The 9,142-nt window shown below is 73.0% G+C and carries 7 protein-coding genes and 1 pseudogene; 2 read left to right on the top strand and 6 right to left on the bottom strand.

Annotated features, from left to right (window positions below; all coding sequences use genetic code 11):
• A pseudogene (locus tag AC07F0_RS31575) lies at positions 1–899 on the bottom strand (hypothetical protein); the annotation flags it as partial.
• Between the two features lie 212 nt (positions 900–1,111).
• Here AC07F0_RS31575 and AC07F0_RS31570 point away from each other — a divergent pair.
• A complete protein-coding gene (locus AC07F0_RS31570) occupies positions 1,112–1,594 on the top strand; it encodes a DUF456 domain-containing protein (RefSeq protein ID WP_478983411.1) in 483 nt (160 codons plus the stop codon).
• 53 nt (positions 1,595–1,647) lie between these two features.
• Here the strand turns inward: AC07F0_RS31570 and AC07F0_RS31565 are convergent, their stop codons facing one another.
• The 5 genes from AC07F0_RS31565 to AC07F0_RS31545 all read right to left on the bottom strand — a co-directional run bounded on the left by AC07F0_RS31565 (position 1,648) and on the right by AC07F0_RS31545 (position 8,034).
• Entirely contained in the window at positions 1,648–2,133 is a 486-nt protein-coding gene (locus tag AC07F0_RS31565) for a methylated-DNA--[protein]-cysteine S-methyltransferase (protein WP_478983410.1), read from the bottom strand.
• Complete coding sequence (locus AC07F0_RS31560; RefSeq protein ID WP_478983409.1) at positions 2,133–3,572, bottom strand: bifunctional transcriptional activator/DNA repair enzyme AdaA; 1,440 nt, start codon at positions 3,570–3,572, stop codon at positions 2,133–2,135. Before AC07F0_RS31560 ends, AC07F0_RS31565 begins: the two co-directional genes overlap by 1 nt.
• Before the next feature lie 96 nt (positions 3,573–3,668).
• Entirely contained in the window at positions 3,669–4,775 is a 1,107-nt protein-coding gene (rsgA, locus tag AC07F0_RS31555; RefSeq protein ID WP_478983408.1) for a ribosome small subunit-dependent GTPase A, read from the bottom strand.
• A gap of 207 nt (positions 4,776–4,982) precedes the next feature.
• Positions 4,983–6,473 (bottom strand): cellulose binding domain-containing protein, encoded by a 1,491-nt coding sequence (locus tag AC07F0_RS31550; protein ID WP_478983407.1) that lies wholly within the window; start codon positions 6,471–6,473, stop codon positions 4,983–4,985.
• 235 nt (positions 6,474–6,708) lie between these two features.
• Positions 6,709–8,034, bottom strand: a complete 1,326-nt coding sequence (locus AC07F0_RS31545; protein WP_478983406.1) for a radical SAM protein — start codon at positions 8,032–8,034, stop codon at positions 6,709–6,711.
• 177 nt (positions 8,035–8,211) lie between these two features.
• Between AC07F0_RS31545 and AC07F0_RS31540 the strand changes: the two genes are divergently transcribed.
• The gene (locus AC07F0_RS31540) at positions 8,212–8,877 is read left to right on the top strand and encodes a hypothetical protein (RefSeq protein WP_478983405.1); all 666 of its coding nucleotides are present in this window, start codon (positions 8,212–8,214) and stop codon (positions 8,875–8,877) included.
• The last annotated feature ends 265 nt before the right edge of the window (positions 8,878–9,142 follow it).

The raw sequence follows: 9,142 nt of genomic DNA, 5'->3' as shown, positions 1-9,142 counted from the left end.
GGCGGGGGTGACGTGGGCACGGAGCCGACCGGCGGTGGTGACGTGGGCACGGAGCCGACCGGCGGGGGTGACGTGGGCACGGAGCCGACCGGCGGTGGTGACGTGGGCACGGAGCCGACCGGCGGGGGTGACGTGGGCACGGAGCCGACCGGCGGGGGTGACGTGGGCACGGAGCCGGCAGGCGCTGGTGGTGTGGGCGCGGAGCCGAGCGGCGGTGGTGGGGCGGGCGCGGAGCCGGCAGGCGGTGGTGGCGTCAGTGGCGGGTCCACGGGGCGTGGTGGTGCGGGCGACCGATCGGCCGGGGCCCGGGACGCGGTCCCGCCGTGCCGGGGGGCGTGGAGCGGGGTCCCCTCGGGCCCGGTCCCGGAGTACTCGGCGCCGCCCGGCTCGGCGGTGGGGACGTCACCCGCTCCGGGGCTCGGCTCGGCTGCCGGGGCCGTGGGACCCCTGGGCGCGGCCCCCGCCGTGGTGGAACCCGTCGCCTCGGGGCTCGGCCGGAAGGGAGGCTCCGGGGGCGGCGGGGGGACCGCCGGTGGGGCAGGGGGCGTCCCCTCCGCCCCCTGCCGTTTCGCCGCGGTCGGGAAGGTCACCGGGTCCGGGGGCCGGGCGGGCGGTGGTTCCCAGGGGGCGCGCTGGGGTGGCGGGCCGGAGGCACGGGGAGTGTCCAGGATGTCGTCGGCCCCCGTCCGCGGCGCCGGGACCACTGGCTCCGAGACGGCCCTCTCCCCCGCCCCGGCCCCTGGAACGCCCCGTTCCTCCACCGCCCCCGCCGCCGAGGCGAAGCGGTCGTCGAGGGAATCGGGTGCGGGTGCGGGGCCCGTGTCGCCGGTGGAGTCGTCGTACAACTGCCCCCACCAGTCGTCCTCGGGACCGGTGGGCCTTCCCCCCTGCTGGCTCATGTCCCTGATTGTCCACCGCACAGGCCGGATGAAAACGGGGCTTGTGGAAAAACCGGCCTCTCACGGCACCGCGAACCCGCGCGACGAGTGAGCCGTAGAACGGTCATGCGATATGAGGGCCGATCACCGGCCGCGACCGGCTGACCTGCGGATCTGGGTCATAACCACGCTTCTGACCTGCGCCTTCTCCGGGGTTCCGGCAGGCTGGTCAGATGGGAGTGTGGGACCTCCTGCTGGTCGGGCTGGTCATCCTGCTCGGCCTGTACGGAGTGCTGCTGCCCGCGGTGCCCGGATCGCTGCTGGTGTGGGCCGCGGTCATGTGGTGGGCCCTGAAGGATCCGCAGCCCGTCGCCTGGTGGATCCTGGTGGGAGCCACGGCCTTGATGTTCGTCTCCCAGGGCGTGCGCTGGGCCCTGCCGCCCCGGCGGCTGCGGGTGAGCCGCGCCACCCACCGCATGCTGTCCTACGCCGGAGCGGGATCCACCCTCGGATTCGTCCTGCTCCCCGTCGTCGGCGCGATCCCCGGCTTTCTGGCCGGTATCTACCTCTCCGAACGCTTCCGCCTCGGCCGCCACGCCGAAGCCGTCGCGGCCGTGCGCACGGCGATGCGTTCCGGCGGCTCCAGCGTGCTGGCGGAACTGTTCACCTGTCAGCTGATCGCGGCGACCTGGGTGGGGGCCGTTTTCGGCACGTGAGCGCACGCTCCGGGAACACCACACCGGAAACTCCGAGAACACCACACCGGTCCCTACAGCACCCCCTCGTGCGTCAGCAGCCGTACCTTGCGCTCCAGGCCGCCCGCATAGCCGGTCAGTGTCCCGTCGGCCCCGATCACCCGGTGGCACGGCCGGACGACCAGCAGCGGATTGGCGCCGATCGCCCCGCCCACGGCCCGCACGGCGGCCCTGGGCGCTCCGATGCGCGCGGCGATCTCGCCGTAGGTCACGGTCGAGCCGTAGGGGATGTCGTCCAGCGCGGCCCAGACCTTCTCCCGGAAGACGGAGCCGTCGGTGCGCCACGTCAGCCGGAACTCCTTCAGTTCCCCGGTGAAGTAGGCGGCGAGCTGCTCCTCGGCCTCGCGGAACGGTCCCGGGTCCCGCCGCCAGTCGTCCTCCACCACGCGTCCGCCCTTCTGACCGGGCACGGACAGCGAGGTCAGCGCACCGTCCGGAGCGGCGGTGAGGAGCAGCGGCCCGAGCGGGGAGGCCACGTTCGTCCAGTACGTCGAGGTCATCACAACTCCCACTTCCCTGCTGCGCGCAGGTGGTTCAGGGCGTACGAGCGCCAGGGGCGCCAGCTGTCGGGGACGTCGGCGCCGGGTGGGGCGACGTCGGGGTCGCCGAGGGCGCGGGTGCGGATCTCGGCGATGGTGCGGGCGTCCAGGCCGGGCACGGCGCGCAGGGCGTCCTGCGCGTCGTCGCGGTCGGCGCCCGGGTCCAGGCGTACGGCGTGGTCGGCGAGGGCGGCGGTGAGCGCACCGAGGGTGCCGCCGGGTTCGGCGCCCGCGAGCACGGCCGGCTCGGGGAAGAGGTGGGTGAGGCTGCCGCAGGGGGCGTCGAGGGCCTTGCCGTAGCGCCGTACGAGCCGTTCCGCCTCCGTCCGGCCGACGAGTGCGCGTACCGCGAGTTCCTCCGGGTCGGCGGTGCCCGGCGAGCGCAGCCCGGGCCGGGCGGCGACCAGGGGTGCGAGCACCGGGTCGGTACCGAGGCGCTCGTCGACGGCGTAGGGGTCGGCGTCGAGGTCGAACTGCCGCCGCAGCCGCTGCACGGCGGTGGTGAGGTCGCGGGGGTCGCTGAGGTGCAGCCGGGCGTCGAGCCAGCCGCCCGGGTGGGGGCCGGATCCGGTCCGGGCGGTGCCGGGGCGTTCGTCGACGGCGACGATGCCGGTGCCGTACGGCAGGCGCAGCGTGCGCCGGTAGGTGCGCGCGCCGGGCGGGCCGCCGACCTCTTCGACGCCGGGCACGGCTTCGCGTGCCAGCAGGTCGAAGACGGGGCCGGCCTGGTAGGGGCCGCGGTGGGCGAGCCGGAGCTGGATCCCGGCGTCCGGGGTGGCGGTACGTCGGGCCCGGCCGTTCTTCGGCGCCGCGGCGGCGCGCAGCTCGCTCGGCGTCGACGCGTACACGGCCCGGATGGTGTCGTTGAACTGCCGGACGCTGGCGAAGCCCGAGGCGAACGCGATCTCGGTGATCGGCAGGTCGGTGGTCTGCACCAGGACGCGTGCGGTGTGGGCCCGCTGGGCCCGGGCGAGGGCGACCGGCCCGGCGCCGAGCTCCGCGGTGAGCTGCCGCTGCACCTGCCGCGCGCTGTAGCCGAGCCGTCCGGCGAGCCCGGCGACGCCTTCGCGGTCGACCACGCCGTCGGCGATCAGCCGCATGGCCCGGCCCACCACGTCCGCGCGGACGTTCCACTCGGCGGAGCCGGGCACGGCGTCCGGGCGGCACCGCCGGCAGGCCCGGAAGCCCGAGCCCTGCGCGGCGGCGGCCGTGGTGAAGAACCGTACGTTGGCCCGCTTCGGGGTGACCGCGGGGCAGCTCGGCCGGCAGTAGATGCCGGTCGTCTCGACGGCGAAGAAGAAGGCGCCGTCGAAACGCCCGTCACGGCTGCGTACGGCTTCGTACCTGGGGTCTTCCCTCGTGTCTCCGGTGCTTTCGTGCCTGGTGTCGTCGTCCTTCACGGTGTCCAGTCTCCGCCGTCGGCGGGCCTGCCGCTGGCGGAAATCGGACACCGCTCTCAGGGCACCGTCCCCTCCCTCGATCCGAGGACAGGGCGGTTACGCACGCCAGTGCGGTCCGCGCTTCGCCTCCATCGCGGCCCTTCCGATCGCGCCCTTGCGCTTCCAGTCCTTGCGGATCTCCGCGCGGAGCCGGGCGTCCGTCTTGGCGACGATGCGCTGGTTCTCCCGCAGGAGCTTGCGGTAGCTGTGCAGCCGCCGCTCCGGCAGGTCGCCCTCCTCGACGGCGGCCAGCACGGCGCAGCCCGGCTCGGCCTCGTGGGCGCAGTCGTGGAAGCGGCACCGTTCGGCCAGTTCCTCGATCTCGGAGAACACCTGCCCGACGCCGGTCCCGGCATCCCACAGTCCGACGCCCCGCAGCCCCGGCGTGTCGATCAGGACGCCCCCGCCGGGCAGCGCGAGCAGGTTGCGGGTCGTCGTGGTGTGCCGGCCCTTGCCGTCGACGTCCCGGGTGGCCTGGACGGTCATGACGTCCTCGCCGAGCAGCGCGTTGGCGAGGGTCGACTTGCCCGCGCCGGACTGTCCGAGCAGTACGGACGTCCCTCCGGCGACGATCGCCGCGACCACGTCGAGACCGGCGCCGTCGACGGCGCTGACGGGCACCACCGGCACGCCGGGCGCGCTGGTCTCCACGTCCTGGACGAGGTGGGCGAGGGTGACGGCGTCCGGCACGAGGTCGGCCTTGGTGAGGACGACCAGGGGCTGTGCCCCGGACTCCCAGGCGAGCGCGAGGAACCGTTCGATACGGCCGAGGTCGAGCTCGCCGGTGAGGGGCACGGCGACGATGGCGTGGTCGACGTTGGCCGCGAGGATCTGCCCCTCGGACCGCTTGGAGGAGGTGGAGCGGATGAACGCGGTGCGGCGCGGCAGGTAGGCGCGCACGTAGCGCGGGTTCCCGCCGGGTTCGACGGCGACCCAGTCGCCGGTGCAGACGACCCGCATCGGGTCATGCGGCGTGACGAAGGCGGTGTCGGCCCGCAGCACTCCGTCTGCGGTGACGACGTCGCACTGCCCGCGGTCGACCCGGATCACGCGTCCGGGCAGCAGTCCTTCGGTGTCGTACGGGGCGAACTCGTCCGCCCACGCGTCGTCCCACCCGTAGGGAGCGAGCGCGGCGAAAACGGAGGAAGCAGAGCTGGTAGTCAAGGGTGACCTTTCCCAGGTCGGCCCCCGGCCCGACAGTCGGTCGGATCAGCCGGCGGCCACGGAGGTGGACTTGATGGATTCCTGGATGCGGGCAGCGCCCATCGCAATGACAGCCATCGGTCAACACCTCCTCGATCCTCGACTCTTCGTGTTCCCCCGGCACTTCGTGGAACAGGCGTCACGGTATCCCGTCACGGGCCGGTCGCGTCAACTGCTTTTCGCGCAGTCCTGCCCGTTCAGCGTGAAGTCGTACGGCGGGGAGTTCTTGCCGCGCCAGGAGGCGAGGAAGCCGAAGGCCAGGTCGCCGCCCGCGGGGACCGACTTGTTGTAGTCGGCGGCGGTGGCGGTGACGCGGGAGCCGTCCTGGGCGACGGAGGCGTCCCACATCTGGCCGACCTGCTGGCCGTCGCGGAAGGACCAGGACACGCGCCAGGAGTCGAGGGGCTTGCTGCTGGTGACGGTGACGGTGGCCTGGAAGCCGTCGGGCCACTGGTTGACCAGGTCGTACTCGACCCGGCAGGTGGGGCTCTCGCTCTCGTGGTCCTTTGTGGGGGAGGCGGTGCCCTGCGGTTCGGTGTGGCGGTTTCTGCCCTCGGGTCGGTCGGGCTTCTCCGACTTGCCGGTGTTCTCGGTGGCGTTGTCGGCCGGCTTCGAGGTCGCGGGAGGCAGGTCGGGGGCGGACGGCAGGGGCGGGTCGGGGTTGGGGTCGGCCACCGGCTGACGGCCTGCGTCGCCGCGTGCCCCGAGGTCGTCGCCGGAGCCGCCGAAGGGCATCATCGAGACGCCGAGCGCGAGGACGGAGACCAGGACGGCGGCGACGAGGAGGCCGTTGCGGGCGACGCGCGCCTTCTGCTCCCCGTCCTCCGGTTCTCCCGCCGCCTTGTCCGCCGCGTCGGGCCGGCCTGCGCCGAGCCGCACCTCGGCGGCACGGCGGCGGCGCTCCAGATAGGCGAGGCCGCCCCAGCCGATCACCCCGCCGGCCAGTGCCCCGGGCAGTCCGCCGCCGTGCAGCCGCAGACAGGCGGCGGCCTCGGCGCACTGGACGCAGGTGGCGAGGTGCCGGGAGAGGTCGCCCGGCGTGTCGGCGGCGGAGGAGCGGGTGACGGCGTCCAGCAGCCGGGCGTAGCTGCGGCACCGGGCGTCCATCGGGGTGTCGAGGTGGTTGCGGTGGCAGCGGTCCCGGAACAGGGTGCGCACCTGCTGGAGTTCGTCGGCGGCGGTGGCCGGGTCGAGGCCCAGGCGGCGGGCGACCACGGGCAGCGGCAGCGCCTCCACCTCGGCCAGCCACAGCAGTTCGGCGTCGGCCTGCTGGAGGTCGCGCAGGCCGCGCAGCGCGAGCGGGCGTGTCAGGGGCGGGCCGGTGTAGCGGGCGGCCTTGTCCGAGTTGAGCCACAGGCGCAGGTCGGGATCGAGTTTGTGGCCCTGCCCCTCCTCTTCCCAGGCTGCGGCCGTGGTGCGTACGGCGGTCAGCAGCAGGGGTATCCGGGGCAGCCGGGCCGCGCGGCGGCCGGCGCTTCTGGCCTGGCCGGTCTCGGCCGCGCGGGCCTCACGTGTGCCGTGCGCGAACGCCTCACGGCCCAGCTGTGCGGCGGCGGCGGAGCCGGACGTGCACAGGTCGGCGTACGCGAGGACCGCGTCCCAGCACTCCGAGAACAGCGCGGCCTCGGCGGCGTCCTGAGGGGTCGGCAGGTCGGGCATGGGTCTCCTGCATCCACGAGCGAGGTCAACTCACCACTTGAGCAATGGAGTTGGGGGAAACCTCGCGGCAGGGCAAGAGCTTTTCACGCCACCCACACAACTGACAAGCGCCCTGTTCAGATATCAGGGCAGGGCGGCAGGCCCCCACGGCTCCGGCCTTTGTATGCCGTACGGACACGGCCGCCCTGTGACTCAACGCCGTACCGCAATGATGGCCGACGTCATCGAAGCGTTATCAAACGGCGGTGGGTGCGTCCGCCGGGAGGCTGTCCATGAAGGAGCTGACGGAGAAGACCGCGTTGCCTGCGCCGGGAGGGCCGTACCCGGGGGGCGAGGAGAGGCCGAAGTCCTCCATGGTCTGCCGGTACGCCTGGAGCAGGCGGATGTGGTACTCCAGCGGCGCGCCCTGAGGGTTGGCCTTGCCGAGGGGCGTCGTGGGCTCCGGGCACCAGGTGGTGAAGCGGGGCGTGATGCCGTGCGACATGAAGAAGCGCAGGCCCTCGGTGGTGGAGGCGATGGCCTCGTCGACCGAGGTGAAGCCGAACGGCTCGGCCATCTCCACACCCGCGACGAAGTTGGGGATGACGTTGCGCGCGCCGAAGATCTCCGCCGAGTCGAGGATGCGCTTGTGCCACTCGTCGCGGCCGACGTAGCGCTCCTTGCCCGGGCAGTACATCTTGAACAGGTACTCGTCCCACACCTCGTAGTTGGGGTGGTAGATCTGCACGCCGTAGTCCTTGAACCGCTGCACGTCGTCGCGCGGCAGCGCCTGGGCCACCACCTTGCCGATCCACCGGCCGGGGAAGCGCTCCTCGATGGCCTTGGCGTAGTGGCCGTAGAAGTCGGCCTCGTCGCGGCCCGAGACCGTCTTGGTGATGGCGCCGCCGGTGAGGGTGTAGGCGGTGGAGGCCTTCGCCGTGTCGTAACGGTCGATGATCTCCAGGGCCTCCAGGACCTCCTCGACGTCCTTGACCCCGGTGTAGGGGCGCCCGGCGGCCTTGTGCTGGCGCCAGTTGTGGTTGATGTCGCAGTACTGGCACTCCTCCTTGGCGCCGAAGTACTGGCAGACCCGGAAGACGGTCAGGTAGATCAGATAGCCCCACTGGATGGTCGGGGCCACCTCCATGACCGACTTGCCGCTGGCGAGGGTGTGCCGGTAGTACTCGGGCATCGGCGGCACGCCGACGTCGGAGATGCGCTTGCCGTCGAGGTAGAGGCCGAGCACGCCGTCCTCGTTCGCGGCGACGCGGTACGGCGAGGACGGGTTCACGCGCACCGAGACGACGGTCCGGCGCAGGTCGTAGGGGCCGCCGGTGAGGATGATCTCCTCCGGCGGGCGGCGCAGCGCGGCCTCGCCCAGCTCGGGCAGGGTGCCGTGGTCGAAGGAGAAGATGAAGTACGACTTCGGCTTGACCTCGCCGCCCTCGTTGTCGCTGAGCGCGGACGGGTCGAAGGCCACGCCGCCCCGGAGCAGGTCCTCCTTGAAGACGGCCTCCCGCGGGACGTGCGGGAATCGCTCCATCAGATCCTCGACCAGCGCGGTACGGCTGCCGCTGCCCATGCCGTGTCTCCTCCCGGTTCGGACGTACGACTCCTCACGGTATGCCCACGCGTGTGCGAGCCCGGTACCGGGGCCCCTGACTCGCGCGAACGCCCTCCGACCCGCGATCAGCGGTCTGGCGGCCGGTAGCGTGCCTTCCCGCGGCGGAGCCACGGCCGCGGGTGTGAAGGAGCGGGGATGTCAGGCATCCGCAGCAGCACGAGGACACCACTGAGCAGGACGGGCGGTCCGGCCGTCAGCCCGTGGAAGTCGGTGCGGCGAACGGCCGGGCTGGTGGCGTTCGGATGGGCGTCCGCGGCAGCCACCACCGGCGTCGCGTACCTGACCCTGGGCTCGGAGGTGGTACCCATCGCCGTCGGGTTCCTCCTGTGCCTCACCTTCACCGTGATGCTGCTCCTGCTCCACCGGGCCTTGTGGCTGACCGTACTGTCCGCGGTGCCCGCGCTGTTCGTCCTCGTCGGAGCCGTCCAGTACGCGCCCGAGGCAGCCCTGGAACGGCGCGGCGTGCGCGAGAGCGTGGTGATCGTGGCCGACTCCGCGGCCGCCACGTCCAGCGACAACCACCGCTTCACCCTCCGGGGCGCGGACGGAACGGAGCTGGAGGAGAAACTGGAGTTCAACGGTGACGCCTGGGCTCCGAAGGTGGGTGACCGGCTCGACGTCATCAGCGACCCCGAGGGCGAGGTCCCGATGGAGCAGGCGGACGAGGTGGACGCCGCGGGCCGGCTGGGCGGCCTGGTCGGCGGCACGGTGACGTGGACGTTGATGGCGGTGCTGGCGGGCTGGCGTGGCCATGTCCGCCGACGCCGGGGGCGCGATTCCCTGGTGTACCGGCTCCCGTGATACCGGGTGAGCAGGAACTCACTCCTGCTCAGTCTGCAGGAACGGTGAATTCCGCACGAGGATGTGGACATGCCGGAAGACGCCGACAGGCAGCCCGCCGCCGGGACTGATGCGCTCACCGCGGGATGTCTCCTGCTGCTCGTGCTGGTGCGGACGCGGCGGCCGGATTTCTGGTCGTCCTCCTGCTCGCGGTACGGGGGCTGGGCCGGATGGACGCCGGCGCCGGGCAGCCCCCGGCCGGCCCGCCGCCCACGGACTGGGCACC

The sequence above is a fragment of the Streptomyces sp. NPDC045955 genome (assembly GCF_056430805.1).
The sequence above is the reverse complement of the archived record's forward strand: the minus strand, read 5'-3'. Positions and strand labels throughout refer to the sequence as shown.

Excerpts from the sequence above, each read along its gene's own strand:
- AC07F0_RS31570 (WP_478983411.1), top strand. The coding sequence starts at position 1,112 with ATGGGAGTGTGGGACCTCCTGCTGGTCGGGCTGGTCATCCTGCTCGGC.
- AC07F0_RS31565 (WP_478983410.1), bottom strand. The coding sequence starts at position 2,133 with ATGACCTCGACGTACTGGACGAACGTGGCCTCCCCGCTCGGGCCGCTG.
- AC07F0_RS31550 (WP_478983407.1), bottom strand. The coding sequence starts at position 6,473 with ATGCCCGACCTGCCGACCCCTCAGGACGCCGCCGAGGCCGCGCTGTTC.
- AC07F0_RS31545 (WP_478983406.1), bottom strand. The coding sequence starts at position 8,034 with ATGGGCAGCGGCAGCCGTACCGCGCTGGTCGAGGATCTGATGGAGCGA.
- AC07F0_RS31540 (WP_478983405.1), top strand. The coding sequence starts at position 8,212 with ATGTCAGGCATCCGCAGCAGCACGAGGACACCACTGAGCAGGACGGGC.